Genomic DNA, 25,875 nt, shown 5'->3' with positions numbered 1-25,875 from the left:
CATGAGCGTCTCCGAACCGTTCATCCGCCGGCCGATCGCGACCTCGTTGTTGGGGATCGCGCTGATGATCGGCGGTGCGCTCGGCTACTGGGCGCTGCCGGTATCGGCGCTGCCGCAGGTTGACTTTCCGACCGTGCAGGTGACGACGCAATTGCCGGGCGCGAGCCCCGACGTGATCGCGTCGCTGATCACGGCGCCGCTGGAGCGCCAGCTCGGACAGATTCCGTCGCTGTCGTCGATGCAGTCGACCTCCTCGTTCGGCGTCAGCCAGATCTCGCTGCAGTTCGACCTCAACCGCGACATCGATGGCGCCACCCAGGACGTGCAGGCCGCGATCAACGCCGCCGCCGGAATCCTGCCGAGAAACCTGCCTTATCCGCCGACCTATGCCAAGGTGAACCCGGCCGATGCCCCGGTCCTGACGCTGGCGCTGACGTCGGAGACGATTTCGCTGCGCGCGATGAGCGATATCGCCGATACGATTTTGGGCCAGCGGCTCAGCCAGATTTCCGGCGTCGGGCGCGTTGCAATCCTCGGCGGGCTCAAGCCCGCGGTGAGGGTGCAGGCCGATCTGGCGCGGCTCGCCGCCTACGGCATCTCGATGGAGGATCTGCGCAACGCCATCGCGGGCGCCAACGTGTCGGGGCCGAAGGGATCGCTCGACGGCGCGCAGCAGGCCTACACCATCGCCGCCAATGACCAGATCGCGGTGGCTGATGCTTACAAGCCGATCATCATCGCCTATCGCAACGGTTCGCCGGTCACGATCGGCGACGTCGCCATCATCATCGACGGGCTGGAGAACGACCGCACCGGCGGCTGGTATCAGGGCACGCCGGCCGTGATCATCGACATCCAGCGGCAACCCGGGGCCAACGTGATCGAGGTGGTCCGGCAGATCCGTGCGGAAATTCCCAAGGTGCAGCGCGCGATCCCGGCCGGCGTCAACCTGACCATCGTCTCCGACCGCACCGTCACCATTCGGGCGTCCGTCCGCGACGTGCAGTTCACGCTGATCCTTTCCGTAGTGCTGGTGACGTTGGTAGTGCTGCTGTTCCTGCGGTCGCTGCGCGCGACCCTGATCGCGGGCGTGGCGCTGCCGCTATCGCTGATCACCAGCTTCGGCATCATGTATTTTTCGGGCTTCAGCCTCGACAATCTGTCGCTGATGGCGCTGACGATCGGAACGGGGTTCGTGGTCGACGATGCGATCGTGATGATCGAGAACATCGTCCGGCACATGGAGAACGGTGAATCCGTCATGGAGGCGTCGCTCAAGGGCGCCAGCGAAATCGGCTTCACCGTGATTTCGCTGACGGTGTCGCTGATCGCGGTGTTCATCCCGCTATTGTTCATGTCCGGGCTGGTCGGGCGCATGTTCCGCGAATTCGCACTCACGCTGACGATCGCGGTGGTGACGTCGGCGATCGTCTCGCTGACGCTGACGCCGATGATGTGCTCGCGACTGCTCAAGCATGTCGGCGAGGAGATGACGGTCCCGGGGCTCACCGCCGTCAGCCGTGGTATCGACCACATGGTCGCCCTCTACCATCGCACGCTGCTGTGGGTGCTGCAGCGCCAGCGCGCGACTTTGGTTGTAACGTTCGCCACCATCGCTGCGACCCTCGTGATGTACGTGATCGCGCCGAAGGGCTTTTTGCCGCTGCAGGACACCGCGTCGATCACGGCGGTGACCGAGGCCGGCGCCGACGTTTCCTTTGCCGAGATGCAAAGCCGGCAGGCGGCGGCAGCGGCTGCGATCCAGGCCGATCCTGACGTCGTCGGCGTGGTCTCCGTGATCGGGGCCGGCTCGGTCAACCCGACCACCAATGTCGGGCGCCTGGTGATGACGCTGCGGCCGCGCGGCGAGCGGCAAGACGACATTTCCGTCGTGGTCGATAGGCTGAAGCAACGCACCGCGTCGATCCCCGGCATGACCATCTATTTCCAGCCGGTGCAGGACGTGCAGATCTCGACCCAGTCGAGCCGCTCGCAGTACCAGTATACGCTGACCGGCACCGATGCGGCGCAGGTCTCGCTATGGTCGCAGAAGCTGATTGCCGAAATGCGCCGCGATCCGCTGTTCCGCGACGTCTCCTCGGAAGCGCAGGAAGGCGGCTTGCGCGCCGCGCTCGACATCAACCGCCAGCGCGCCGGCCAGCTCGGCGTCAGCCTCCAGGCGGTCAACGACACCCTCAACGATGCCTTCGCGCAGCGGCAGATTTCGACGATCTACGGCCAGGCCAACCAGTATCGCGTGGTGCTGGAGGCGATGCCGATGTACCAGCGCGATCCGTCGATCCTCTCGAAGCTCTATCTGCCGGGGGCCGCGAGTACGACCGCAGGCGCCCCGGGCGCCCAGGTGCCACTGTCGGCGGTGGCGACGCTCACCCGCACCACCGCGCCGCTGGCGATCTCGCATCTGGCGCAGTTTCCAGCCGTCTCGCTCAGCTTCAACCTCGCGCCCGGCGAGGCGCTGGGCGATGCCGTCGAGGCGGTCAAGAAGATCGAGACCAATATCGGCATGCCCGGCAGCATCGTCGGCGTCTATGCCGGCGACGCGGCCGAGTTCTCGAAATCGCTGGCCGGACAGCCATGGCTCATTCTGGCGGCGATCGTCACCATCTACATCGTGCTCGGCGTGCTCTACGAGAGCTACATCCACCCGATCACCATTCTCTCGACGCTGCCGTCCGCAGGCGTCGGCGCCATCCTGGCGTTGATGCTGTTCGGGCAGGACCTGTCGGTGATCGGCCTGATCGGCATCATTCTGTTGATGGGCATCGTCAAGAAGAACGCGATCATGATGATCGACTTCGCATTGGAGGCGGAGCGGCATCAGGGCATGTCGCCTAATGAAGCCATCGTGCAGGCCTGCCTGTTGCGCTTCCGTCCGATCATGATGACGACGCTGGCCGCGCTGTTCGGCGCGCTGCCGCTGGCGATCGAAAGCGGCACCGGCGCCGAATTGCGGTTTCCCCTCGGCATCTCCATCATCGGCGGCTTGCTGCTGAGCCAGTTGCTGACGCTCTATACGACGCCGGTGATCTATCTGGCGCTGGACCGGATCAATCGCAAAATCGAGAAGGCGGTGCCGGACCCAGGGCCTCCCGGGCCGACGGTTGCCGGGGCCACCGAGGGGATGCAATAGATGGCATCGATCTCGGAGCCCTTCATCCGGCGGCCGGTTGGCACCACGCTGCTGGCGATTGGGCTCTTTCTGGTCGGCATCGTCGCCTATGTCTTTCTGCCGGTCTCGTCGGTGCCCAATGTCGACTTCCCGATGATCCGGGTGTCGGCCACGCGGCCCGGCGCCGATCCTTCCGTGATGGCGTCGACGGTCGCAGCACCCTTGGAACGCCGGCTCGGCCAGATCGCGGGCCTCGACCAGATCACGTCGACCAGTTCGCTCGGCACCACCAGCATCCAGTTGCAATTCTCGATCGGTCGCGACATCGACCGCGCGGCGCGCGATGTGCAGGCTGCGATCAATGCCTCGATGGCGGACCTGCCGAGCGACCTGCCGTCGCTGCCGCGCTTCCGCAAGGCCAATCCCGCCGCCGCACCGGTATTCGTGCTGGCGCTGACGTCGAAGACGCTGACGACCAGCGCGATGTATGACGTCGCCGACACCGTGATCGCGCAGCGCATCTCGCAGGTGCCGGGCGTCGGCGAAGTCAACGTCACCGGCGCCGACCAGCCGGCGGTGCGGATCGCGCTCAACCCGGTGGCGCTGTCGAATGCTGATATCGCCACCGACGACGTGCGGCTCGCCATCATCAACGCCAATCCGCTGGGGCCGGTCGGCATCTTCAACGGCGGCCGCCAGAGCGAGACGATTTCGACCAACAAGCAGATGCGCACAGCGGCCGAATTCCGCGACATCATCATCAAGAGCTCGGCCGGCAATTTCGTCCGCCTTGCCGACGTCGCTGACGTCGAGGATTCCGTCCGCAACAGCCGCTCGATCGCCTGGTTCAACAAGCAGCCGGCGGTGTTGATCCAGATCACCAAGCAGGGCGACGCCAACGTCATCGACACGGTCGACCGGGTGAGGGCGCTATTGCCGGAACTGAAGCAGTGGCTCCCAGGCGGGGTAGAGATTTCGACCCTGGTCGACCGTACCGGCACCATCCGCGCCAGCGTGCTCGATATGCAGTACACGCTGCTGGCGACGGCGTTCCTGGTGATGGTTGTCGTGTTCGCGTTCCTGCGGCGGCTGACGCCGACCATCGCGGCCGGCGTCTCGGTGCCGCTGGCGCTGGCCGGCACCTGCGCTGGCATGTGGCTCGCCGGCTTCTCGATCGACAATCTGTCGCTGATGGCGCTCGCGATCTCGGTCGGCTTCGTGGTCGACGACGCCATCGTCATGATCGAGAACATGTACCGCAACCTTGAACACGGCATGGCGCCTTACCCGGCAGCGCTGGAGGGCGCCAAGCAAATCGGCTTTACCGTGCTATCGATCAGCCTATCCCTGATCGCGGCGTTTACGCCGCTTATCTTCATGGACGGGATCGTCGGCCGGCTGTTGCGCGAATTCTCGCTGACGCTGACCTTTGCCATCGTGGTGTCGACTGTGGTCTCGCTCACGGTCACGCCGATGATCTGCGCGCACTACATCAAGGAGGCGACGTCGGACCGCGCGACCTGGTTCGACCGCCTGGTCGAGGGCACACTGTCGCGCATTGTTTCCTTCTACACCTGGACGCTGCGCGCGGTGCTGGGATTCCCGTTTCTGACGCTGGTCGTGTTCTTTGCAACCATCGCGCTGACGGTGGTGCTCTATATCAAGATCCCGAAAGGCTATTTCCCGACTGACGACAGTGGCCTCGTGATCGGCGCGACCCGTGCTTCCCCCGACACCTCGTTCCAGGCGATGCTTGGGCTGCAGCAGCAACTGGCTGACATCGTGATGGCCGATCCGGCGGTCGCCGGTGTTGGCTCGTCCCTCGGCGGCACCGCGGGCCCGGGCGGCGGCGGTTCCAACCGCGGCACCATGTTCATCAGCCTGAAGCCGCCGGAGGAGCGGGCGGGTATGTCGACCGCGCAGGTGATCGATCGGCTGCGGCGGAATCTCTACCGGGTCGCCGGCATCCGCCTGTTCATGTTCGCCGCGCAGGACATCCGCACCGGCGGACGGCAGAGCGATTCCGACTATCAGTATACGCTGTCGAGCACCAACCTCGACCTGCTGCAGAAATGGGCGCCGCTGGTCGCCAAGCGCATGGAGACAGTGGAGGGCATCACCGACGTTTCCAGCGACCGCGACCCCGGCGGGCTGCAATTGTCGCTGGTGATCGACCGCAAGACGGCGTCAAGCCTCGGCGTGCGCGTCCAGGATATCGACAACGCCCTGAACAACGCGTTCGCGCAACGGCAGATCTCGATCATCTATACCCAGCGCAACCAGTACATGGTGGTGCTGGAAATCGACCCGAAATTCCAGAGCGATCCCTCCAACCTCGAGCGTATCTTCGTGGCCGGCGCCAACGACGCCCAGGTGCCGCTATCGGCCGTGGTGCGCTACCAGCGCGGCCTGTCGCCGCTCGCGGTGTATCACTCGCAATCGTTTCCCTCGACGACGGTCTCGTTCAATCTGCTGCCCGACGTGCCGCTAGAGGTCGCGACCACGAACATCCAGCGCGCGGTCGAGGAACTGCACATGCCGGAAGGCATCCGCGGCAGTTTCGACGGCAATGCCGGCGATTTCAACAGGACCAGCGGCCGGCAGCCGCTGCTGATCCTGGGCGCGCTGGTGGCGATGTATATCGTGCTTGGCGTGCTCTATGAGAGCCTGGCGCACCCGATCACGATCATTTCGACGCTGCCGTCGGCAGGCCTCGGCGCGCTGCTGGCGCTGCAGGTGACCAACACGCCGCTGACGGTGATTGCCTTTGTCGGCATCATCCTGTTGATCGGCATCGTCAAGAAGAACGGCATCATGATGGTCGATTTCGCGCTCGACGCCGAACGCCACCGCGGGCTGTCGTCGGCGGACGCGATCTTCGAGGCGTGCCGCGCCCGCTTCCGGCCGATCCTGATGACGACGATGGCAGCCCTGTTTGCCGGCATTCCACTGGTCATTGCCACCGGCCCCGGCACCGAGCTGCGCCGGCCGCTCGGCATCACCATCATCGGAGGGTTGTTCGTGTCGCAGATCCTGACGCTCTACACGACGCCGGTGATCTACCTGCTGATCGACCGGTTGCGGCAGCGATCCCGGCCGGCAGCGATCCCGGCGCCGGCCGAATAGAAGCTTCGAGGGGCTTTTGCAGGCCTCAGCGTTGCTGTTGGCTTTTCACATCGCTCGCAATGGCATCGACGTATGGCTTGTAGCGAACGGAAAGGGTTCGCAGAGCACTGACGATTTTTTCTTTCTTCTCAGGCGGCAAATCCGGGCCGCTGGCAAGTTTGTACAATTTTTCTTCCATCGTTCCCCAAAATGCCGGGCCACCTTTTAGTATCGCCAGTTCATTCGCCCGCTCTTCGATGAAGCCCGTAATAAGAGTGAAGGCCACATAAAAAAACACGAGCACCGCACAAGTGACAGCGGCAAGCTTTATAAAAAAAGTCGTTAACGGCGAAGGGGCAAACGATGGTTTCAATGCCGTCTTGCCCATTTCACTTGCTGACATTCCAACGCTCTCCAGTTGCAGTTTGGGTCGTTTATCACCATGACCAACAATCGCGCAATCTCCACAGCCTTGACGATCAGCGGTCTGAACCCGTGAGGCGGAGCGTCTCGATATCAGTTTCGGACCATCTCATCACCAACGCCAAATTCGATGCAAGAGCATCTTCTTCGTCTCCCGGTTCGGCTGCGGAGCGTATTCGGCGAAACTCTCGTGAAAGGGACAAGGCCGCAACTTTTTCGGCTTCAGCCGGCCTTGCAAGTGCGGCGCCGGCGGTCACGGTGCCTGCCGAACGGTTGAATTACCCGCCACGAAGCGTATAGCGGGCGAATGTCAGAACAAGCCAATCCCAAGTTTGGCGTCCCCAAGTCCGGCGGCCCCAAGTCCGGCGTCTCCAAGTCCGGCGCCGCCGAAGAGGTGGTCCCGGACTGTCCGCATTGCGGCAAGCCGCTGCCGCTCTGTATCTGCGACAGCGTTACGCCGATCAAGAGCCGCATCTCGCTGTTGATCCTGCAGCACCCGCAGGAGCAGGACAGGGCGCTCGGCACCGCGCGGCTGACCGCGATGCATTTCAAGGATGCGGTCGTCAAAATCGGCCTGTCCTGGCCAAGCCTGTCCAAGGCGCTGGGACGGAAGGTCGATGATCCTTCGCGCTGGGCGGTGCTTTATCTCGGCTCGGCCAAGGTCGCCGATCTCGATACCGATGCCGAGATCGTCGCAATCAATCGGAAGGGCGAGGTCGAGCCGCACCAGCGCGCCATCCTGTCCGACATCGAAGGCATCGTTCTGCTCGACGGAACCTGGAGCCAGGCCAAGGCGCTGTGGTGGCGCAATGCGTGGATGCTGAAATGCCAGCGGGTCATTCTGGGCCCGAAACGCCCGTCACGTTATGGCAAGCTCCGCAAGGAGCCGCGCGGCGACGGCCTTTCCACGATCGAGGCCGCAGGCCTGCTGCTGGCGGGGCTCGAAAAGCGGCCTGAGATCGCCGAGGCGCTCAACGCCAGCTTTGACCGAATGCTGGCGCGGTATCGGGAAGTGCAGGCCGAAATGCCCGAGCTCGCGCCCAAGCCGAAGAAGAAGGACTATCGGCGGCGCAAGCGGGGCTGACTTCCGACCTTTCAACCAGAGGGTTGTCGACGAGGTGCGTGTGTCTCGCTGGGTGTCCACTGTTGCACCGTTACCCGCCTGGTTCCAATGTCGGCCTCACGACATAGGTAATCCTGTTTTGCCCGGAAACGGCTGTGGACAATGGTGACACGGCCCTTGACGGTGATAAATTCCTTTCCCTCCGCGTAACAATTTGGAGCTTAGTCGATGACTTTAAGCACAGAAATTCTGACGCGTTCTCCATTACTCGACGCTGATGAACTGGAAGGAGAAATCGGCAATATAATCAGCAGAACCCGGCGAGGGCCGGTCCTCCGAGAAGTGTCCGAAAGCCACGATCGTCCGTTGCCGAAAGGCCCGATGCCCGACTACGTCGAGCACAGGGAAGGGGTCAATCAGGTCGGCAAGCTCTCGGCCGAAGCCGTGGTCCGCGAATACGACGCGGCGGTGAAAGAGATTGAAGCCCTCGGTGCCGAACTGACCGAGGCCGCCAGGAAATGTGAGGCGATGGTTGCCGGCGTGCACGCCACGGTGAGCGAGATCAAGGAGTTGGCGGCGAATTATCGCGAGGAAGGCAAGCGCTACTTCCTGCAGATCGAGGATTGTTCCCTGATGACATCCGAAGTTCGGACCGTGTGCGAGACGCTCAAAAAGAAAATTGCCGCAGGTAGTAATCTCGCCGCCTGATGTTCCGGCTGTGGCCGGTCCTGGTGGCGGCCGCGCCGTTCGTTGTCGCGGCCATCAGCTGGGCGTTTTAAGCCACAGCGGGCACCGAGATTTCGGTGAAGGGTCGTTCGGATGTGCTGGACGGCCCGACACCGAAGGAAAACGGCGTGTTCGCCTTACCAGATGCGCGTTTTGACAGCGCCGCGGTGTCGCCGATTGCAGGCTCGAACCCCGCACCCGGGTCAGAGAAGCGGGATTTGGGCGGCGTAAGCGGGTTAGGCGTTCGGTGCCGATTTGGGATACTCAATGGCATTTCGGTTGAAATATGGGTAGTCTTGCCAAGTCCGTTTTGGGCAAGGGCTCATAGCGCATGAAACAATCAAAGATAGCCCCGCGAATTCAGGATCGGGGGTCGGATATCCTTGATCAAGTGGACTATCGCCTGGCGCAAACGACGGAAGAAAAGGAAGATATCTACCGGCTTCGCTACCGCGCCTATCTGCGCGAGGGGGCGATCAGGCCATCTGACGATCAGCGCGTCACGGATCAATACGATGATCTACCGAATTCGTGGACATTCGGTGTTTACCTTCAAGACGAGCTGTACAGTTCGCTTCGGATCAGCGTGCTGACGTCGGAGTGGCGCGAGTCATGTTCGGCAGATACCTTCGGCGATATCGTTCTTCCCAAGCTTGATCTGGGCCAGGTGATTATCGATCCTTCGCGCTTTGTTGCCGACCCCAATAAGCCCGTGCGGTTTCCGGAATTGCCTTATCTGACGGTTCGCTTGGCGTGCATGGCGTGCGGGTATTTCAATGCCGATCTCGGGCTTGCGGGAGTTCGTGCCGAACACCAAGCGTTTTATCGGCGTGTATTCCAGTGCGAGACGATTGCTGAGCCGCGATGGTTTCCTGGCCTCTTGAAGCCGGTCGGTCTGATGGCAGCGGATTATTCGGTTGTACGCGAGAGAATCTTCGAGCGCTATCCGATGATGCGCTCGACGTCTTTCGAGCGTCGCATGCTCTTTGAGCGGTCGTCTTCAACGATGGAGGCATTGGAGCAACCTTTGGCGGATCTGCGAGAGCAGTTGCGCGATAGCCTGCGCAATGATCCCGAGTTAGGATTGTGCCTTAAAATCCTCGACCATGTGACGCGACCGGATTCTCATCGACTGGGATCGTTGAATTTTTCCACTCTCAGTAAAATTGTAGGAAAGACGCAAGTTGATTCAGATCTGTTGCGCGCTTTGACGATCTTGACAACGTCTGATCGAGCAATACTCGAGGCAAGGGGCAAATACGTTGACGATGCCGGCATGGAGTATCAGATCGCGCCGCAAACTCTTTCCAAGACTTTGCGGTCGGGAAAATTCGTCCACCCTAAAACGGGCCAATCGATCCACGACTTCGAAGGAAAGTTAATCCTGTATTTTGTTCCATCCTCTTCTCTTCTGAAACTATCGCGAAGTGCTAAACTTGCCGCAAATACAGATGTTGTGATGCCATTGTGACGCAAGACGATCGTTTTTCATTGCGCGATCTGAAGATGATTTTTGGTGGATCGGCACCTAGGATCATTCAGATAAACTATATGTTTGCGGCTTCTAATGCTGACAGAGTTGAATCAGTCAATGCTGCAATCGATTGGATCGTTCTCGAACATACGAAAACGGCCCATCATCGGATTGACCGGGACGAGGATTCCCTGACGACTGACATCATCGTTGAGCTCAACGCTCTGGGATTTGATGCTTCTCATGACACCGACGTTGGCGGCCACCGCGACATCGTTATCAAAGGTGTCGATGGTTTCTTGTGGCTGGCGGAAGCAAAAATTCATTCAAGCTACAAATGGCTATTCAAGGGGCTGCAGCAACTATGCAGGCGATACTCGACCGGTATGCTGGGACAGAACGATGGTTCGTTGATTATTTATTGTAAGGGGCCTCGTGTAGATAATGTCATGGCAAAATGGTTCGCGCATCTGGCTAAGGCCGACGCGAAAGCGACCATTACAGTGTGCGACAAAAACCCGCTTGTTCTCAATTCCCGACACACGCACGAGCGAACAGGGCTCGAATTTCGCGTAAGGCATGTGCCCGTAAGTTTGTATCATAACCCGCAAGATTAAGCTGCAGGGTCTGCCGAGGTCGGGCCTTGTGACGCCGATTCCGGGTTACGATGGTTGCTCCATTCTTTCCCCCGCACTATGACGGATGCGTCGGATGCAAGCGGAGCAACGGGATGGAATTGGTTGCGCATTTGCGCCTGTCGAAACAGGCTTTGATCGATCTGGTTTTCTTCTGCGGCGTTCCGATCGTGCTGGCGGTGCTTTCGGCCATTCTCGGGCCGTATACGGCCATCATGGGCGCCGCCGACGCGACCGTCTATGTCCTCTCGCTCGCCATTGTGCCCTGGTGGCTGAGCGGCCTCGTCACCCAATTGGTGAGCCAGAGAGTCCGGGGCAAACTGCCGCTTTGGCTGATTGCGGCCATCGGTGCCATCGCCTCCGGCCCGTTCGTGTCGCTGTACGTATATGCCGTCAATTCGATCGCAGGAGACACCTGGCCTGCCCTGAGCACCTTGGTGCCGGCTAGTTTCAGCGCGGGACATATCAAATCTGCCGCCTTGTCCGAGGGGCGCGCCATCGTTCTCTGGATCGCCTTCGTTGTCATTTTCCATGAGACGCTGGGCTGGATGAGGTTTGCTCCGCCAACCAGGGAAGCGAGCCGCGAAGAGCGCTTTCAACTGAACGGCGCTGAATGGACGGCGGCAGACGATGCCCTGCTGCGATCGTTGATTGGCAGCGGCAAGCCGCCGAGAGCCATCGCGCTGGAAATGAAGCGGACGGTCGGCGGCATCCGCGCAAGGACGGCCAAGCTCGGCCTTCGGAACAACCGTCTCGGCGATACGCCCGCCGGCTGAGGGGGCGAATTCGGGCTCTCTACCGAACAGGCGATAAAGGAATTGTGGCAACGGCACTCGAAGCTCGAGATCAAGCCGCCTTGGCGAACCGCGTTCGAGCAGCGGCGATCATTTTGTCTTCGGACTCGAACTCCTCACCCCATGATGCCCGCACACGCCCATCTGGCGACTTGAGATTATATGGCGACTCTAACACTCCCGATTCGACAGTGACCGGACATAGTTCCTCGAAGCCGTCGTAAGCAAAGCCCACAAGCGTCTCCCTCTGCAACTCGGCGATCGGTTGAAGCGTGCCCGACTCGTTCGCCCAGATGGAAACTTCGGTCCCGGACGGAGCGGGCAGATAGTGCCGCGTGAGCGCGGCAACGCGATCTTCTTTGCAGTGACCTTCGATCTTCGCCCCGTCCAGCATCTCGACCATGACATAGTGCCCACGATCGTTCTCTTTCACGAACGGCCGAATGCGCCTGATCTGCGCGGTGTTGATGTAGTCATTGCCAATCTTCAAGAACATCGACAGGTCTCCCTGATTCGCGTGGATGACCAACATAGCATGCACGGCCCGACGACCGGCCGTTCTGGGCCGGGCGTAATGTGGGGGCAGCCTGATGTCACGCCGAACAGAGGAGTGCGGTTTCCTTAGCTACTCAATGCCGAGCGATTTCCGCCAGTGCACCCACGTGTTCTGTGGGTGTGGCCCCAGTGCGCTTTCGGATGGACGATATGTCCGCCGGTTGAGGGGGCTGTGGTTCGCTAACCAGTGCTGCGCAGGGCCAGCGCTGCTTGGTTGCCTATCCGGGGCAGGGCGTATATGAGTGCGCCCGATGGGGCCACGTGGCGGAGTGGTTACGCAACGGTCTGCAAAACCGTGTACACCAGTTCAATTCTGGTCGTGGCCTCCATCCATATAATCAATGGCTTAGGCCGATTATAGGAGAGGCCGCAGGAGGCCAGCCGTGCTTCAGCAGACGGCGTACCAGCCCTCGGGAAACGGAACCAACGGCCACGGGCCCCGGTTGTCGTTGGCGGCACGCGGCGACGGATAAGAGCGCTGTGTCTGGACCACGAAATCATCCTCCGGGACTGGCGCAACAGCCGTTTGAACGGCTTCCAGCAGCAAGTCGTATTCAACTTCGCTCATCGCGCTCTCCGGGGTTCCAGAGGCGATGGTCGCAAAACTATTTTGTTTCCAGATTGAGCGGATCGCTCGAATTTTAACGATTCGCCGACCGCGGCAAAGCTGGTTACTGAAGTGTTGAGTTCCCCGCTCAAACGCTAACCCCGCGCAGGCGGGGTCGAGTGTGAGAAAAATCACTTTTTGCAAAATTTAGTTCGCGTATTCGCCTGGATGACGCCGGCCTTGTCAAGGTAGGCACGATCCAGGGAGACGCGGTGATGAAGGCACGGTTTGCGCGAAGTGCGGCAGGGCTCTTTCGTTCGCGCCGGGCTTCGACGCTCGGCTTCCTGCTCACGCTGATGGCGAGCGGCTCGGCCGCTGCCCAGCAAGGCACCCCCGAACAGCGCCGGGCCTGCACGCCCGACGTCTACCGCCTCTGCGCCGGCGAGATCCCGAACGCCCGGGCGATTACCGCATGCCTGCGCCGGCAGAAGTCGAGCCTGAGCCCGGCCTGCGCTGCGGTGTTCGAACAGTGAGCACCAACCGCTTCCTTATATTTCCAGCGCGGCCAGATTCTTCGGCAGCATCCGCTTGAACAAAGTGAGAATGCGGGCAGCTTCCTTCGCGTCCTGCGTAATGGCGTGGCGGACTGTGGCGGCGATCAGCGTCATGATCAGTTGGGAAAACGAGGCGAGGGCGGTTGCGGGCGTGCCGGGTGCGATTCGCCGCAGCGCGTCGCCGAGCAGCCCGGCGAGATAGATGCCGTCCTCCTCGTCGAGTTTTTGCAAGGCACGGTCGGCCTGCGTCGCTTGCCAGATATCGCGCATCACCGGCACGTCCATGAACATCTGATAGTAGCTGTCGGTAATGCGGCACAAAGCCGGATGCAGGTCCCTCGCGTTCCTGACCACGGCGAGGTCGCGCCGGACGCAGTCGCGGCCAACCGCGTTGTAGCGTCCCGCCAGCGTGCCGATGATCGCGGTCTTGTCGGGAAAGTATTGATAGAGCGAGCCGAACGGCACGCCGCTGCGTTCGACGACGTCGCTCATGCGGAAGGCTTCGCTGCCCTTTTCAGCCATCAGCGCTGCCGCGCATGCGAGGATTTTCTCGAACCGCTCGCGGCTGCGCTGCTGGGTCGGGACGAGGCGCGCCAATCCCCCAGCGCCTGCTTCGGCGGCTTTCTGTCCGGCTTTTCCCCTCGGCATCGGTCCTCTCACATAAAAGCGACTTGACGTTACTAATACGAGAGTTTATCGGGTTTAGCAAATACGAGATATTCTCGTATTGTGTTCCGAAAGGATGATCCATGTCAGAACTTCCGATCCTGATCATCGGCGGCGCCGGCAAGACCGGGGCGCGTGTCAATGCGCTGCTAAGGGCGAGCGGCGTCCCGACGCGGCCGGTGTCGCGTTCGACGCCCATTCTGTTCGACTGGACCCGGCCCGAGACATGGCCGGCCGCGCTTGCCGGCGTCTCGATGGCCTATGTCACCTTCCAGCCGGATCTTGCCGTCGAGGGCGCCGCCGAGGCGATCGCGGAGGTCAGCCGGCTGGCGCGCGCGAACGGACTGGAGCGCGTCGTATTGCTGTCGGGCCGCGGCGAGCCGGGGGCGCAACGGGCGGAGGCGGCGTTGCAGCAATCCGGCGTTCCCTGGACCATCGTGCGCGCAAGCTGGTTCGACCAGAATTTTTCCGAAGGCTATCTGCTCGACGGCGTGCTGGCCGGCGAGATCGCCTTGCCGGCGGGCGCCGTGCCCGAACCGTTCATCGACGCCGATGACATCGCCGAGGTCGTCGTCGCCGCGCTGACGGATCGGCGTCATGCCGGCAAGGTCTATGAGGTGACGGGGCCGCGCGCGCTGACGTTTGCGCAGGCCGTGGCCGAGATCGCCCGGGCCGCCGGGCGGCCGGTGCACTATCGGCAGATCGGTTCGGAAGATTTTGCAGCCGGCATGCGGTCCCATGTCCCTGAGGAATACATCGCGCTTCTGCTTGAGTTGTTCACCGTGGTGCTCGACGGGCGCAATTCTGAAGTCGCGCACGGCGTCGAACAGGCGCTCGGCCGCCCCGCGCGCGACTTTGCCGATTACATCAGCCGAACCGCGGCGACCGGTGTCTGGAGGGCATGATCATGCTGCAGATGTTGATAGTCGGCCTGCTGTGGTTTTCCGCTGTTGGCTGCGGCCTGCTCGCCGGTCTTTATTTCGCGTTTTCGGCCTTCATCATGACGGCGCTTGGCCGCATCGGGCAGGCGGCAGGCATCGCGGCGATGAATGCGATCAACATAGCGATCGTCCAATCGCTGTTCCTGCCGATTTTCCTGGCAACGACGGCTGCGAGCACAGCACTGGCGGTGATCGCGCTGTTTCGCTGGGGCGAGCCCGGCGCGATGGCCATGGTAGCTGGCGGCGTGCTCTATGTGCTCGGTATGTTCGTCGTCACGATGATCTTCAACGTGCCCTTGAACAACGCGCTTGCCGCGGCCGACCCCGCAAGCCCCGAGGCCGCCTCGCTGTGGGCGCGCTATCTGACGGACTGGACGTTGTGGAACCACGTGCGGACGGTCGCATCCACGGCAGCTTGCGCGCTGTTTATTGCGGCGATTGCGGCAAAATAGGGCGCCGGAGATGCCGACAAACAAAAGCCGCCCCGGATCAGGGGGCGGCTTTCGAATTGTTTTCAGCGCGTGAGATCAGGCAGCCGTGAGAGCGCTTCCATTCCGCTTGCGGCGATAGGCCATGAAGCCGACGCCGCCGAAGCCGAGGATCATCATCGCCCAGGTCGACGGTTCCGGGACCGCAGCTACGGCGGTGAAGTCTGCCACGATCTTGAGCGTCGACGTTCCGCACTCCGGATTCACCCATTTGGTGCCGTCGTACCATCCATCGCCATATTCAACGAAGTGAATGTCGGAAACCGTAACGCCGTTGAGGGTGAATGGACCCAGGTTGTTGAGCGTTGCCTGGGTGATGTTGAACACGTTGTCAGGCGACGGGTTGGTCGTCTGCCGGATGTTCAGGTTGAACACCTGAGAATCAAACGCATTGCTCGGCGAGGTGAAGTTCAGCGAGAACGTGTAGTTGACGTTGAAGTTCTGGTCGGTGTTGCGGGTGGCCAGGTTCACCCAGGTGATCTTGCCGATAACGTAATCGTTCTTATCGGTCGGGATGTTGGTGCCGACGATGTCCGTGATGGTCAGCGTGCTCGGCTTGTTTTGATAGTCGGATGCGCCCGACATTTTGAGCACATTGCCGTTGTTGGTAATGGAACAACTGGGGCTGCCGCCGCAATTCGTGATGTTGGAAAAATTGCCGTCGCCGGTGAAGCTCACGAGTGCTGCATTGGCCGGTGAATGCACTGCAGCGGCGAGCAAACCTGCGGTTAGAATTTTAAATACCTTGCCCATGTCGGACACCCCAGCTTATTAACGATTTATTATAATGGGACCCTCTCAGCTATTATATAGCTAGTCAAGGGAGTAGATTTAATTTTCAGAATTAAATATCAATCCCCGGGTTGTAGGGCGAATCATGTTCGCCTGAAAGGAAGTGCTGGCCGGGCTGGGCGGGCGGCTTTTCAAAGTCCGATGGCTTCGGGCCAGAACACCGGCCGGCGCAGCCGTTTCGTGGCGCGCGCGACAGCTTGCGAATTGCGGAAAAGATATCCGGCAAAATGCGGCGAGGCTTCTCGGCCCCAGTGGGCGTATTATGCCGCGCTGGCCGGGATTTAATCTGTCGTATCGGAGGACATAAAGCCGTAACTGGCTCCCCGGGCTGGATTCGAACCAGCGACCATTCGATTAACAGTCGAATGCTCTACCGCTGAGCTACCGAGGAACAGGCGAAACAAGGTTCGCGAGCGGGCAGCGTATAACAAAGCCTTTCGGGCTTGCAAAGGACCAATTCACAGGCTGCGCGCTTGCTTGAAGCGGGGCGAGAAAGCCCCTGTGCTACAACCATTTGTCGTTGTTTTTGCCCCGGACAGGCGGTGGCTGGAACCAGGCAGGGCGCAAATCCGTCATACACAGGTGTGATCGATCGGGCCGCCAATTCGACGCAATCGCCCAAAAGGTTCGATCGGGTCCGGGTTTCATGGGAGCTGATTCGATGCCAGCCATTGTGAACGACCTGATACGCGCGGTTCCTTCGATCGTCCCAAGCGACATTCCCGCCATGAGTGACGACGAATGCCTGCATCGACTCGCGCAAGCCATTGAAGCGCATGATACCGAGCACCTGGATGAAGTCGCGCGGCTGATCGCCCGGCTCGCTGTGGCGATCGAATAGGCGGCTTTCTGGCGGCTTGCCCGCGCCACCGGAGGCAGCTCGGCAACAGCCGCCCGCATGTTGCGTTTTGCCGGAGCTTGTACCAAAGATGACGCGGTTTCAGCTCTTTCGGCGGCTATGCCGCATGCTCTCAGGATCTTAGCCTATGTCCGGTTTTGCGACCGCGCGCCAGAAAATGGTCGATGGTCAGGTACGTCCGAGCGACGTGACCGATATCCGAATTCTCGATGCCATGCTGGCGGTGCCGCGCGAGGCCTTCGTTCCCGAAAACAAGCAGGCGCTGGCCTATCTGGATCTCGATCTCGATGTCAGCGAAGGCGGCGCGGTCAAGCGGTTCCTGATCAAGCCGGTGGTGCTGGCAAAGATGCTGCAGGCGGCTGACATCAAGGAGAGCGACCGCGTCCTGGTGGTCGGCTGCGCCACCGGATACGCCGCCGCCGTGATCGCCCGATTCGCTCCCCAGGTGACCGCAACCGAAAGCGATTCGGCGCTGGCGGCGAAGGCGCAGGCTAGCCTGGCCCGCAATGGCTGTGGAAACGTGACGGTCCGCCCCGCGGCGCCGGCCGATGGCGACGCGGCAGGCGCGCCTTATGATGTCATCGTGCTGAACGGCGCGACCGAGATCGTGCCGGAGCAGCTCTACCGGCAATTGCGCAGCGGCGGCCGGTTGGTGGGCGTCTTTGCGATGTCACGGCCGGCACGGGCTACCATCGTGACCGCTTCGCATGGCGATTTCGGTCACCGGACGCTGTTCGATGCCGCCGCCCCGGTGCTGCCCGGCATGGAACTTGTTCCGGCCTTCGTTTTCTAGCGTTTCAGCCGTTTCCACGCCCAATATTCGCCCTTCGCGGCCGGCTAAATCCCCTTCGAAATCAGAAGTGTGGCACGATTGCCCCACGTGAAGAGTTTCGACGGCGTTTGCTTGCGGAGTAGTTCCGTCCAGCCTACGTGCGGACTAAGGTGAGCCGGGACTCACTTCGAGTGAAGCGACGTTCGGTTAAGGATCATGTGCAACCATGATCATGGGCCGGGCGACCAAAAAAGATTGGATTGCTTGGGATGCGTGGGGTGAAGGAATTTGCCGGAGCTGCAGCTTCGGCCCTTCTATTAGTATGCATGGGCTCGACGCCCGTCTTGGCCGACACAATTGAGGCGGCCTTGGTGCGCGCCTATCAGAACAATCCGCAGCTCAACGCGCAGCGCGCGCAGGTGCGCTTCACCGACGAGAACGTGCCGCAGGCGCTGTCGGGCTACCGGCCGAAAGTCGCGGTCACCGCGAGCGCCGGCTACCAATACACCGACAGCCTTACCCAGACCGGCGACCTCAATGTCGGAAGGGTCCCCCCAATTAACGGCTCCAACGCGCCGCGCAGCGTCGGCGCGACGATCACGCAGACGCTGTTCAACGGCCAGCAGACCGCGAACAGGACCAGGGCGGCCGAGGGGCAGGTTTCCGGCGCGCGCGAAGCCTTGCGCGCACTCGAACAGACCGTCTTGCTCAGTGCCGCGACAAGCTACATGGACTATCTGCGCGATTCCGCGATCGTCGAGGTGCAGAAGAGCAACGTTCGCGTGCTCGAGCAGACGCTGAAACAGACGCGCGACCGCTTCAACGTCGGCGAAGTCACCCGCACCGACGTCGCGCAGTCGGAGGCGCAACTCGCCGCCGGCAAGACGCAGCTGTTGACCGCGGAAGCCAATCTGACGACGACGCGCTCGAACTTCCGCCGTATCATCGGTAACGAACCCCAAAACCTTGCGCCGGGCTCGCCCGTCGACCGCTTCCTGCCGGGGACATTGCCGGCCGCCGTCGAGCTCGGCCTGACGCAAAATCCGAACGTCACTGCGGCGATGTTCGGCATCGACGTCAGCTACCTCCAGGTCAAGGTGGCCGAAGGCGCGCTGTTGCCGACGGTCACGTTGCAGGCCGCGGTTCAGCAGTCCTATGAGCAGAGCCTGATCCAGTACCGCGCGTTCGGCGCCTCCGCGACCGCGCAGCTTTCGGTCCCGATCTATCAGGGCGGCGCCGAATATTCGTTGATCCGTCAGTCCAAGGAAACGGTGGCGCAGCAGCGCCTCGTTCTCGATCAGACCCGCGACCAGACCCGCGCCAACGTGGTCACGGCATGGGGACAGCTCGTCGCCGGCAAGGCGCAGGTGCAATCGGCCCAAGCGCAGGTGACGGCGTCGGAAATCGCGTTGAACGGCGTGCGCGAGGAAGCCAAGGCCGGACAGCGCACCACGCTCGACGTGCTGAACGCACAGCAGGCGCTGGTCAACGCGCGCGTTGCGCTCGTTACCGCGCAGCATGATCGGGTGGTTGCGTCATACTCCGTGCTGAACACGGTCGGCCGGCTGTCGCCGACCGTGATGAACCTGCCCACCACGGTCTATGACCCGAGCGTGCACTATCATCAGGTGCGCGATAGCTGGGCCGGCGTTCGCACACCCGACGGCCGCTGATCTCCGAGTCTATTTCCGCACAGGCGGGATGAAATCGTCGCCCGGCGCCTGAAGCGCCGGGCGCTTTGCTTGCAATCAATTGTGGCCATGACGTACCGTTTCCGGGGCGAGCTGAGCGATTCGTGGCCCGTGTCTTTGCATCTCACGGACGCGTGTCGGGATCGTTTTGAGGGGAGCAGGACCTGCGCGCGATGCCGCGGGCGGGCTTGATCTGGGGACAAGTCGGGCTTGTGCGATGAAAATCCCGGCCTCGATATCCGGAACCGGCAATTCCTTCGTGGCTTTGATGTAAAATGGTTTCGATGTGGAGTCGGAGATGACGCAACCTGCAAAGGTCCAAGAGCCCTCGATGGAGGAGATTCTGGCGTCGATCCGTCGCATCATTGCCGACGACGAGGCTAAGCCTGCGGCTGCCGAAAAGCCGGCGAGCGCGCCGGCCGCCGTGAAGCCGGCCGTGATGAAGGATATCCCGCCGTCGGCGATCGCTCCGGCGCCGAAGCCGGTTGCCGCGCCGAAACCAGCCCCGCCGCCACCACCGCCTGCGCCCGAACCGGTCGCCAACAACAACCAGGACGACATCGACGCGATGCTGGCGAGCCTCGATGCGGCGACGCCCGAGGCGGATATCAGGCCGGCGGCGCCCGAGGCCGATGTTTTCGAACTCACCGACGAGATGGCATTGCCCGAGCCTGCACCAGCCCCCGCCGCGGCAACATTCAGCAAGGTCGATCCGCAGGACGACATCGAATTCACCGAAGCCAAGGCGTCACGTCGCCAGCCGGCCTATGAGCCGCCGTTCGAGAGCGCGCCAGCGCGACCGATTTTATCGCATTCGACCGTCTCCGCCGTGGAATCCGCCTTCAACTCGCTGGCCAATACCGTGCTGAGCAACAACGCGCGGACGCTGGAAGATCTGGTCAAGGAAATGCTGCGGCCAATGCTGAAATCCTGGCTCGACGACAATCTGCCGGGACTGGTGGAGCGGATCGTCAAGGCCGAAATCGAACGGGTTTCGCGCGGCGGGCGCTAGTCCCAAGGGCTAAGTTGAGGCTGCGTCGAGGCTGTATCAAGGCCGCCTCGGCGGGCGTCGATCGCGAACCCCGTGCTTCAAACCGGCGTTACCTCGGGTCCCCGCTGCCCTGGACCCGCGTTGTCAGGTTGACTTGAGGCGCTGCGGCGGCTTTCTAGGGGCGCGGCCCGGCGCCGATCGCATCCAAACCGGGCGCTACCACGTTGATTTGATTTACATTCTTTGAGAGGACCGGCGACGGTTTTGCTCAAGGGCGCCCCCATCATCTCCAATTGCAGTGCCATGATCGAGAAAAACTACCAGCCCGCCGATATCGAGAGCCGCATGTCCCGGATCTGGGAGGAGAGCGGTGCGTTCAAGGCCGGCCGCCTGGAACGAAAAGACGCCGCGCCGTTCACCATCGTGATCCCGCCGCCGAACGTGACGGGCTCGCTTCATATGGGCCACGCACTGAACAATACGCTGCAGGATATTCTCTGCCGCTTCGAGCGCATGCGCGGCCGCGACGTGCTGTGGCAGCCCGGCACTGATCACGCCGGCATCGCGACCCAGATGGTGGTCGAACGGCAATTGATGGAACGGCAGGAGCACCGGCGCGACCTCGGCCGCGCCAAATTCCTCGAACGCGTCTGGCAGTGGAAGGCCGAGAGCGGCGACACCATCGTCAACCAGTTGAAACGGCTGGGCGCCTCCTGCGACTGGTCGCGCGAGCGCTTTACGATGGACGAAGGCCTGTCGCGGGCCGTCGTGAAGGTGTTCGTCCAGTTGCACCGCGAAGGCCTGATCTACAAGGACAAGCGGCTGGTCAACTGGGATCCGAAGCTGGTGACCGCGATCTCCGATCTCGAGGTGCTGCAGGTCGAGGTCAAGGGCAGCCTTTGGTATTTGCGCTATCCGATCGGGGGCAAGACGTTCAGCCCCGACGATCCCTCGACTTTCATCGTGGTGGCGACGGTGCGGCCCGAGACGATGCTCGGCGATACCGCTGTTGCGGTGCATCCGGAGAACGAGCGTCTCGGGCACCTGATCGGCCAGCACGTCATCCTGCCGCTGGTCGGCCGCCGCATCCCGATCATCGGCGACGATTACGCTGATCCCGAGAAGGGATCGGGTGCGGTCAAGATCACGCCGGCACACGACTTCAACGACTTCGAGGTCGGCCAGCGGCACGGCCTGCCGCAGATCAACGTGTTCGATCGCGAGGGCTGCATGGCCCTCGTTGGCAATGAGGATTATCTGCGCGGATTGCCTGAGGGCGCGGACCAGTTTGCAGAAGAATTGCACAGCGTCGAGCGCTTCGCCGCGCGCAAGCAGATCGTGGCACGGCTGGAGGATTTCGGTTTCCTGGACAAGGTCGAGCCGTACACGCACACGGTGCCGCACGGCGACCGCTCCAACGTGGTCATCGAGCCTTACCTGACCGACCAGTGGTATGTCGACGCCAGGACCATGGCGCAGCCGGCGATCGCGGCCGTGCGCTCGGGCGCGACCACGTTCGTGCCGAAGAACTGGGAAAAGACCTATTTCGAATGGATGGAAAACATCCAACCCTGGTGCATCTCGCGTCAGCTCTGGTGGGGCCACCAGATCCCGGCATGGTACGGACCCGACGGCAAGGTGTTCGTCGCCGAGACCGAAGAGGAAGCCGTCGGCAACGCGCTCGGTTACTACGTCGAGCAGGAAGTCATCACGGAAGAGCAGGGGCGCGAGATGGCGCTGGACCCTGCCAAACGCGAGGGCTTCATCGTCAGAGATGAAGACGTGCTCGATACCTGGTTCTCGTCAGGCCTGTGGCCGTTCTCGACGCTCGGCTGGCCGGACGAAACGCCGGAAGTGAAGCGCTATTATCCGACCAACGTCCTCGTCACCGGCTGGGACATCATCTTCTTCTGGGTCGCCCGGATGATGATGATGGGCCTGCACTTCATGAAGGATGCGCCGTTCTCGACCGTCTACATCCACCGCCTGGTTCGCGACGAGAAGGGCGCCAAGATGTCGAAGTCGAAAGGCAACGTCATCGATCCGCTCGGCGTCATCGATGACTTTGGCGCGGATGCGCTGCGCTTTGCGCTGGCGCGCGGCGCGGCCCACAGCCACGACATCAAGCTGTCGCCGCAACTGGTCGAAACCAATCGAAATTTTGCAACCAAGCTGTGGAACGCCTCTCGCTTTGCCGAGATGAACGGCTGCGAGAAGCCCGCGGGCTTCGATCCGACGGCGGCGAAGGAAACCTTGAACCGCTGGATCGCGCATGAGACGTCGCGCGCCACGCGCGAGGTCACCGAGGCGATCGAGGGCTATCGCTTCAACGATGCGGCCAATGCGATCTACCGCTTCGTCTGGAACGTCTATTGCGACTGGTATGTCGAACTCGCAAAGCCGGTGCTGATGGGCGAGGAGGGGGCCGCGAAGGCCGAGACCCGCGCCATGACCGCCTGGGCGCGGGACGAAATCCTCAAGCTGCTGCATCCGTTCATGCCCTTCATCACCGAAGAACTCTGGGCGGTGACGGCGAAGCGCGACGGCCTGCTGGTGCTGGCCGAATGGCCGCGCAAGGCGAGCGCGGTGACCGAGGAACAGATCGCTTCGATGGCGCTGGCAGGACCCGGCGATCCGCTGATCGCGCCGGTCATGGCCGCGCTCGACGCCGGCGATTTCAGCGATCCCGCGGCCGAGGCTGAAATCGGCTGGGTGGTCGATCTCGTCACCGCGATCCGTTCGGTGCGCTCGGAAATGAACATTCCGCCGGCCACCTTGATCCCGCTGGTGCTGTCGGGTGCGTCCACGGAGACCCAAGGGCGCGCGCAGCGCTGGAACGACACCGTGAAACGCCTGGCGCGTCTGGCGGATATTTCCTTTGCCGATCGCCCGCCGGAGGGCGCCGTGCAGTTGCTCGTGCGCGGCGAGGTGGTGGCGCTGCCACTGAAAGGCGTGATCGATCTTTCCGCGGAAAAGACGCGGCTCGAGAAGGAAATCGTCAAGGCCGACGCCGACATCAAGCGAGTGGATGCAAAACTCGGCAACGAGAAATTCGTGGCGAACGCGCCGGAGGAGATCGTCGAAGAGGAAAAGGAAAAGCGCGAGGCGGCGGTGGCGCGAAAGGCGAAATTGCAGGAAGCGCTGGAGCGGCTGAAGCTGGCGTCATAGCGCTCGCGAAGCTTAGGCTCCGAACTATCCACGTCATTGCCTGCGACAAACGCGAAGCGTTTGCGCAAGGGAGCGAAGCGACGAAGCAATCCATCTCTCCACCTGTGGCGCAATGGATTGCTTCGCTTCGCTCGCAATGACGGCTGAGGTAGTCTCGGTTATCGTCGAGGACTGTTCGATGCTGGACCACGTCTCCATCACGGTGTCCGATCTTGCCGCAGCCGAGCGGTTCTACGACGCGATCATGAAGGCGCTCGACGTCGTCAAGGTCGGCCGCAGCGACCGCTGGCTCGGCTACGGCGAGCGGGCTGACGCGGAGCATCCGGATCGCGTCTACATCGCCATCTACAAGGGCGCGAGGCCGGACGAGGCCACCGGCCGCCATTGGTGCTTCAAGGCAAAATCGCGAAGCGAGGTCGACGCGTTCTGGCACGCCGGTATCGCCGCCGGCGGCACCGATGACGGACCACCCGGCCTGCGGCACTATCATGCCGCCTACTACGGCGCGTTCCTGCGCGATCCCGACGGCAACAAGGTCGAGGCGGTTTGCCACCGGGGGGTTTAGCAGGCGCAAAGCAATCGTAGCGCCGGTTGGTCGGACATCGCGCGGGGTTGGAAAAGTGCCGCTGGACTAAACCGCTCGCGCGGCAGGTCGCTTGCGGCGGCGGGCGCATGATTATCTCCGACGCCGCGGAGGCCCCGCGTGCTATCGTTCCAGGTATCGAAAATATGGCCTCGGCCCGGGACGGATTTGCCATGAGTCGGCGCGAATTCATCGACGCTCTCGGCGACGCTTCCATCGCGTGGTCGCTCGCCTTTCCCGCGCCGAGCGGGCAGGATGGAGAAAGGCCGAGCGCGTGGGCTCTCTAACACTGTCTCAACTCAAATAGGATATCCTGAACATGTCGACGCTCACCCCGCATGGCGCGTGCTTGATGTGGAAGCCGGAATTGATCTGGCTGAATGCGGTTTCCGACGCCATGCTCGCCGGCGCCTTCTTTGCTACCGCGTTCGTCCTCGGGTTCTTCGTGTGGCGGCGACGCGATATTACGTTCCGCGGCGTGTTCGGGACATTCGCCATCTTCGTTACGGTCTGCGGGGTGACCCGGCTGCTGTCGATCCTCACTTTGTGGGTGCCGGCCTACGACATCGAAGGCCTCACCAAAGGCTTCCTGGCGCTGATATCTATCGGGATCACGGCGGGGCTGCTGCTGCAGTTGCCGCGGATCCTGGTGCTGCCGTCACGCACGCAACTTGCGCAAGCCAATGCGGCGCTTGAGGAGGAAATCCGGCACCGGCGCAAGGCCGAGGCTATGGTTAAACGTTTTCAGGAGATAGAGGCCAACGAGGCCCAGGTCCGGCAGGCGCAGAAGATGGAAGCCGTCGGCCAACTCACCGGCGGTGTGGCGCACGACTTCAACAACATTCTGACGGTGATCACCGGAACCATCGAAATCCTCGGCGAGGCGGTCAAGGATCGTCCGCATCTCGTCCAGATCACCGATATGATCAGCTCCGCCGCGGCGAGGGGGGCCGACCTGACACGGCATCTGCTGGCCTTCGCCCGTCGACAGCCGCTGCAGCCGCGCAACACCGACGTCAACGCCCTGGTCATCGATGCCGCACGGTTGCTGCGACCGACCCTCGGCGAACAGATTGAAATCGAATCGATGCTGGCGCACGATTCCGCGCCGGCCCTGATTGATCCCAGTCAGCTCTCGACGGCGATCCTCAACCTCGCACTGAATGCGCGTGACGCCATGCCTGATGGCGGCAAGCTGACGCTCGAAACCAGGAATGTCGTGCTCGACGAGACCTACCCCGGCATGACCAGCGAGCTCAAGCCGGGCAACTACGTCATGATCGCGGTGAGCGACACAGGGGAGGGAATCCCCGGCAGCCTGCTCGACAAGGTGTTTGAACCGTTCTTCACCACCAAGGAGGTCGGAAAGGGATCGGGGCTGGGTCTCAGCATGGTCTACGGCTTCGTCAAACAGTCGAACGGACATATCAAGATCTACAGCGAAGAGGGCCACGGCACCACCGTGAAGCTTTACCTGCCGGCGGCGGCGGGTGTCCCGGACGCGCTAGCCGCCGAAGCTGGCATCTCGGGGGGCGAACACGGCGACGAATCCATCCTGATTGTCGAGGACGACCCGCTGGTCCGCGAATACGTCGTGACGCAGATCAGCCGTTTTGGGTACCACACGATGGCCGCCGGCAATGCCGCCGAGGCGCTGGCAATCATTGATGGTCCCGAACGCTTCGATCTGCTGTTCACTGACGTGATAATCCCCGGCGGACTAAACGGCCGTCAGCTTGCGACCGAGGCGCTGAAACGGCGCCCGGAACTCAAGGTGCTTTATACGTCTGGTTATACCGAGAACGCCATCGTACATCATGGCCGCCTCGACGCCGGCGTGCTGCTGCTGCCGAAGCCTTACCTCAGCTCAGACCTCGCGCGGATGATCCGGACCGCGCTGGCATCGTGAATTCTTCAG

The 25,875-nt window shown here is 62.0% G+C and carries 21 protein-coding genes, 2 tRNA genes and 1 pseudogene; 18 read left to right on the top strand and 6 right to left on the bottom strand.

The genetic code is table 11. From position 1 onward, the window contains the following. The first annotated feature begins 1 nt into the window (after position 1). Positions 2-3,151 carry an efflux RND transporter permease subunit gene (locus tag C7G61_RS25445; protein WP_108519426.1) on the top strand — a complete coding sequence of 1,050 codons (3,150 nt, stop codon included), beginning with the start codon at positions 2-4 and terminating at the stop codon, positions 3,149-3,151. After that, on the top strand, positions 3,152-6,256 hold the full coding sequence (locus C7G61_RS25440) for an efflux RND transporter permease subunit (protein ID WP_108519425.1): 3,105 nt from the start codon (positions 3,152-3,154) through the stop codon (positions 6,254-6,256). 25 nt (positions 6,257-6,281) lie between these two features. On the opposite strand, the gene C7G61_RS25435 is transcribed toward C7G61_RS25440, so the two are convergent. Then, on the bottom strand, positions 6,282-6,638 hold the full coding sequence (locus tag C7G61_RS25435; RefSeq protein WP_108519424.1) for a hypothetical protein: 357 nt from the start codon (positions 6,636-6,638) through the stop codon (positions 6,282-6,284). A gap of 327 nt (positions 6,639-6,965) precedes the next feature. Between C7G61_RS25435 and C7G61_RS25430 the strand changes: the two genes are divergently transcribed. The 5 genes and pseudogenes from C7G61_RS25430 to C7G61_RS25410 all read left to right on the top strand — a co-directional run bounded on the left by C7G61_RS25430 (position 6,966) and on the right by C7G61_RS25410 (position 11,332). Beyond that, on the top strand, positions 6,966-7,742 hold the full coding sequence (locus tag C7G61_RS25430; protein WP_108519423.1) for a DTW domain-containing protein: 777 nt from the start codon (positions 6,966-6,968) through the stop codon (positions 7,740-7,742). Positions 7,743-7,949: 207 nt separating this feature from the next. Next, on the top strand, positions 7,950-8,429 hold the full coding sequence (locus C7G61_RS25425; protein WP_244608463.1) for a hypothetical protein: 480 nt from the start codon (positions 7,950-7,952) through the stop codon (positions 8,427-8,429). A 349-nt stretch (positions 8,430-8,778) separates the two neighbouring features. Then, a pseudogene (locus tag C7G61_RS25420) lies at positions 8,779-9,441 on the top strand (N-acyl amino acid synthase FeeM domain-containing protein); the annotation flags it as partial. 473 nt (positions 9,442-9,914) lie between these two features. Beyond that, positions 9,915-10,538, top strand: coding sequence for a hypothetical protein (locus tag C7G61_RS44040; protein ID WP_145963688.1), 624 nt, complete (start codon positions 9,915-9,917; stop codon positions 10,536-10,538). A gap of 152 nt (positions 10,539-10,690) precedes the next feature. After that, the gene (locus tag C7G61_RS25410) at positions 10,691-11,332 is read left to right on the top strand and encodes a hypothetical protein (protein WP_145963687.1); all 642 of its coding nucleotides are present in this window, start codon (positions 10,691-10,693) and stop codon (positions 11,330-11,332) included. Positions 11,333-11,402: 70 nt separating this feature from the next. On the opposite strand, the gene C7G61_RS25405 is transcribed toward C7G61_RS25410, so the two are convergent. Beyond that, a complete protein-coding gene (locus tag C7G61_RS25405; protein WP_145963686.1) occupies positions 11,403-11,846 on the bottom strand; it encodes a hypothetical protein in 444 nt (147 codons plus the stop codon). A gap of 314 nt (positions 11,847-12,160) precedes the next feature. On the opposite strand from C7G61_RS25405, the gene C7G61_RS25400 reads away from it, so the two are divergent. Next, positions 12,161-12,234, top strand: a tRNA-Cys gene (locus tag C7G61_RS25400). A 59-nt stretch (positions 12,235-12,293) separates the two neighbouring features. Here the strand turns inward: C7G61_RS25400 and C7G61_RS25395 are convergent. Next, complete coding sequence (locus C7G61_RS25395) at positions 12,294-12,473, bottom strand: hypothetical protein (protein ID WP_108519418.1); 180 nt, start codon at positions 12,471-12,473, stop codon at positions 12,294-12,296. Positions 12,474-12,727: 254 nt separating this feature from the next. Here C7G61_RS25395 and C7G61_RS25390 point away from each other — a divergent pair, with 254 nt between their 5' ends. Further along, positions 12,728-12,985 (top strand): hypothetical protein, encoded by a 258-nt coding sequence (locus C7G61_RS25390; RefSeq protein WP_108519417.1) that lies wholly within the window; start codon positions 12,728-12,730, stop codon positions 12,983-12,985. A 15-nt stretch (positions 12,986-13,000) separates the two neighbouring features. Here the strand turns inward: C7G61_RS25390 and C7G61_RS25385 are convergent, their stop codons facing one another. Beyond that, positions 13,001-13,654: a TetR/AcrR family transcriptional regulator gene (locus C7G61_RS25385; RefSeq protein WP_108519416.1), complete on the bottom strand. Its 654-nt coding sequence runs from the start codon at positions 13,652-13,654 to the stop codon at positions 13,001-13,003. A gap of 101 nt (positions 13,655-13,755) precedes the next feature. Between C7G61_RS25385 and C7G61_RS25380 the strand changes: the two genes are divergently transcribed. Together C7G61_RS25380 and C7G61_RS25375 are read left to right on the top strand one after the other, a co-directional pair. Beyond that, positions 13,756-14,577, top strand: a complete 822-nt coding sequence (locus C7G61_RS25380; protein ID WP_108519415.1) for an NmrA family NAD(P)-binding protein — start codon at positions 13,756-13,758, stop codon at positions 14,575-14,577. Positions 14,578-14,579: 2 nt separating this feature from the next. Further along, the gene (locus C7G61_RS25375) at positions 14,580-15,065 is read left to right on the top strand and encodes an anthrone oxygenase family protein (RefSeq protein ID WP_108519522.1); all 486 of its coding nucleotides are present in this window, start codon (positions 14,580-14,582) and stop codon (positions 15,063-15,065) included. Positions 15,066-15,140: 75 nt separating this feature from the next. On the opposite strand, the gene C7G61_RS25370 is transcribed toward C7G61_RS25375, so the two are convergent. Beyond that, on the bottom strand, positions 15,141-15,854 hold the full coding sequence (locus C7G61_RS25370) for a choice-of-anchor K domain-containing protein (protein ID WP_244608467.1): 714 nt from the start codon (positions 15,852-15,854) through the stop codon (positions 15,141-15,143). Between the two features lie 355 nt (positions 15,855-16,209). Beyond that, positions 16,210-16,284 (bottom strand) — tRNA-Asn (locus C7G61_RS25365). Between the two features lie 270 nt (positions 16,285-16,554). Between C7G61_RS25365 and C7G61_RS25360 the strand changes: the two genes are divergently transcribed. The 7 genes from C7G61_RS25360 to C7G61_RS25325 all read left to right on the top strand — a co-directional run bounded on the left by C7G61_RS25360 (position 16,555) and on the right by C7G61_RS25325 (position 25,866). Continuing rightward, positions 16,555-16,734 (top strand): hypothetical protein, encoded by a 180-nt coding sequence (locus C7G61_RS25360; protein ID WP_108519413.1) that lies wholly within the window; start codon positions 16,555-16,557, stop codon positions 16,732-16,734. 145 nt (positions 16,735-16,879) lie between these two features. Next, a complete protein-coding gene (locus C7G61_RS25355; protein WP_108519412.1) occupies positions 16,880-17,545 on the top strand; it encodes a protein-L-isoaspartate O-methyltransferase family protein in 666 nt (221 codons plus the stop codon). Positions 17,546-17,793: 248 nt separating this feature from the next. Next, complete coding sequence (locus tag C7G61_RS25350) at positions 17,794-19,197, top strand: TolC family outer membrane protein (RefSeq protein WP_108519411.1); 1,404 nt, start codon at positions 17,794-17,796, stop codon at positions 19,195-19,197. Between the two features lie 316 nt (positions 19,198-19,513). Further along, entirely contained in the window at positions 19,514-20,227 is a 714-nt protein-coding gene (locus tag C7G61_RS25345; protein ID WP_108519410.1) for a PopZ family protein, read from the top strand. A gap of 282 nt (positions 20,228-20,509) precedes the next feature. Next, positions 20,510-23,374: a valine--tRNA ligase gene (locus C7G61_RS25340; RefSeq protein ID WP_108519521.1), complete on the top strand. Its 2,865-nt coding sequence runs from the start codon at positions 20,510-20,512 to the stop codon at positions 23,372-23,374. A 178-nt stretch (positions 23,375-23,552) separates the two neighbouring features. Next, the gene (locus C7G61_RS25335; RefSeq protein WP_108519520.1) at positions 23,553-23,939 is read left to right on the top strand and encodes a VOC family protein; all 387 of its coding nucleotides are present in this window, start codon (positions 23,553-23,555) and stop codon (positions 23,937-23,939) included. Between the two features lie 337 nt (positions 23,940-24,276). Then, the gene (locus tag C7G61_RS25325) at positions 24,277-25,866 is read left to right on the top strand and encodes an ATP-binding protein (RefSeq protein WP_108519408.1); all 1,590 of its coding nucleotides are present in this window, start codon (positions 24,277-24,279) and stop codon (positions 25,864-25,866) included. Positions 25,867-25,875: the final 9 nt, after the last annotated feature.

It is taken from the genome of Bradyrhizobium algeriense, from assembly GCF_003062295.1.
GTDB lineage: Bacteria > Pseudomonadota > Alphaproteobacteria > Rhizobiales > Xanthobacteraceae > Bradyrhizobium > Bradyrhizobium algeriense.
This window is presented reverse-complemented; position numbering and strand designations above follow the sequence as displayed.

Excerpts from the sequence above, each read along its gene's own strand:
- C7G61_RS25375 (WP_108519522.1), top strand. The coding sequence starts at position 14,580 with ATGCTGCAGATGTTGATAGTCGGCCTGCTGTGGTTTTCCGCTGTTGGC.
- C7G61_RS25390 (WP_108519417.1), top strand. The coding sequence starts at position 12,728 with ATGAAGGCACGGTTTGCGCGAAGTGCGGCAGGGCTCTTTCGTTCGCGC.
- C7G61_RS25425 (WP_244608463.1), top strand. The coding sequence starts at position 7,950 with ATGACTTTAAGCACAGAAATTCTGACGCGTTCTCCATTACTCGACGCT.
- C7G61_RS25340 (WP_108519521.1), top strand. The coding sequence starts at position 20,510 with ATGATCGAGAAAAACTACCAGCCCGCCGATATCGAGAGCCGCATGTCC.
- C7G61_RS25345 (WP_108519410.1), top strand. The coding sequence starts at position 19,514 with ATGACGCAACCTGCAAAGGTCCAAGAGCCCTCGATGGAGGAGATTCTG.
- C7G61_RS25385 (WP_108519416.1), bottom strand. The coding sequence starts at position 13,654 with ATGCCGAGGGGAAAAGCCGGACAGAAAGCCGCCGAAGCAGGCGCTGGG.
- C7G61_RS25355 (WP_108519412.1), top strand. The coding sequence starts at position 16,880 with ATGTCCGGTTTTGCGACCGCGCGCCAGAAAATGGTCGATGGTCAGGTA.
- C7G61_RS25445 (WP_108519426.1), top strand. The coding sequence starts at position 2 with ATGAGCGTCTCCGAACCGTTCATCCGCCGGCCGATCGCGACCTCGTTG.
- C7G61_RS25335 (WP_108519520.1), top strand. The coding sequence starts at position 23,553 with ATGCTGGACCACGTCTCCATCACGGTGTCCGATCTTGCCGCAGCCGAG.
- C7G61_RS25325 (WP_108519408.1), top strand. The coding sequence starts at position 24,277 with ATGTCGACGCTCACCCCGCATGGCGCGTGCTTGATGTGGAAGCCGGAA.
- C7G61_RS25435 (WP_108519424.1), bottom strand. The coding sequence starts at position 6,638 with ATGTCAGCAAGTGAAATGGGCAAGACGGCATTGAAACCATCGTTTGCC.
- C7G61_RS25380 (WP_108519415.1), top strand. The coding sequence starts at position 13,756 with ATGTCAGAACTTCCGATCCTGATCATCGGCGGCGCCGGCAAGACCGGG.
- C7G61_RS25430 (WP_108519423.1), top strand. The coding sequence starts at position 6,966 with ATGTCAGAACAAGCCAATCCCAAGTTTGGCGTCCCCAAGTCCGGCGGC.
- C7G61_RS25370 (WP_244608467.1), bottom strand. The coding sequence starts at position 15,854 with ATGGGCAAGGTATTTAAAATTCTAACCGCAGGTTTGCTCGCCGCTGCA.
- C7G61_RS25360 (WP_108519413.1), top strand. The coding sequence starts at position 16,555 with ATGCCAGCCATTGTGAACGACCTGATACGCGCGGTTCCTTCGATCGTC.
- C7G61_RS25350 (WP_108519411.1), top strand. The coding sequence starts at position 17,794 with ATGCGTGGGGTGAAGGAATTTGCCGGAGCTGCAGCTTCGGCCCTTCTA.
- C7G61_RS25395 (WP_108519418.1), bottom strand. The coding sequence starts at position 12,473 with ATGAGCGAAGTTGAATACGACTTGCTGCTGGAAGCCGTTCAAACGGCT.
- C7G61_RS25440 (WP_108519425.1), top strand. The coding sequence starts at position 3,152 with ATGGCATCGATCTCGGAGCCCTTCATCCGGCGGCCGGTTGGCACCACG.
- C7G61_RS25405 (WP_145963686.1), bottom strand. The coding sequence starts at position 11,846 with ATGTTCTTGAAGATTGGCAATGACTACATCAACACCGCGCAGATCAGG.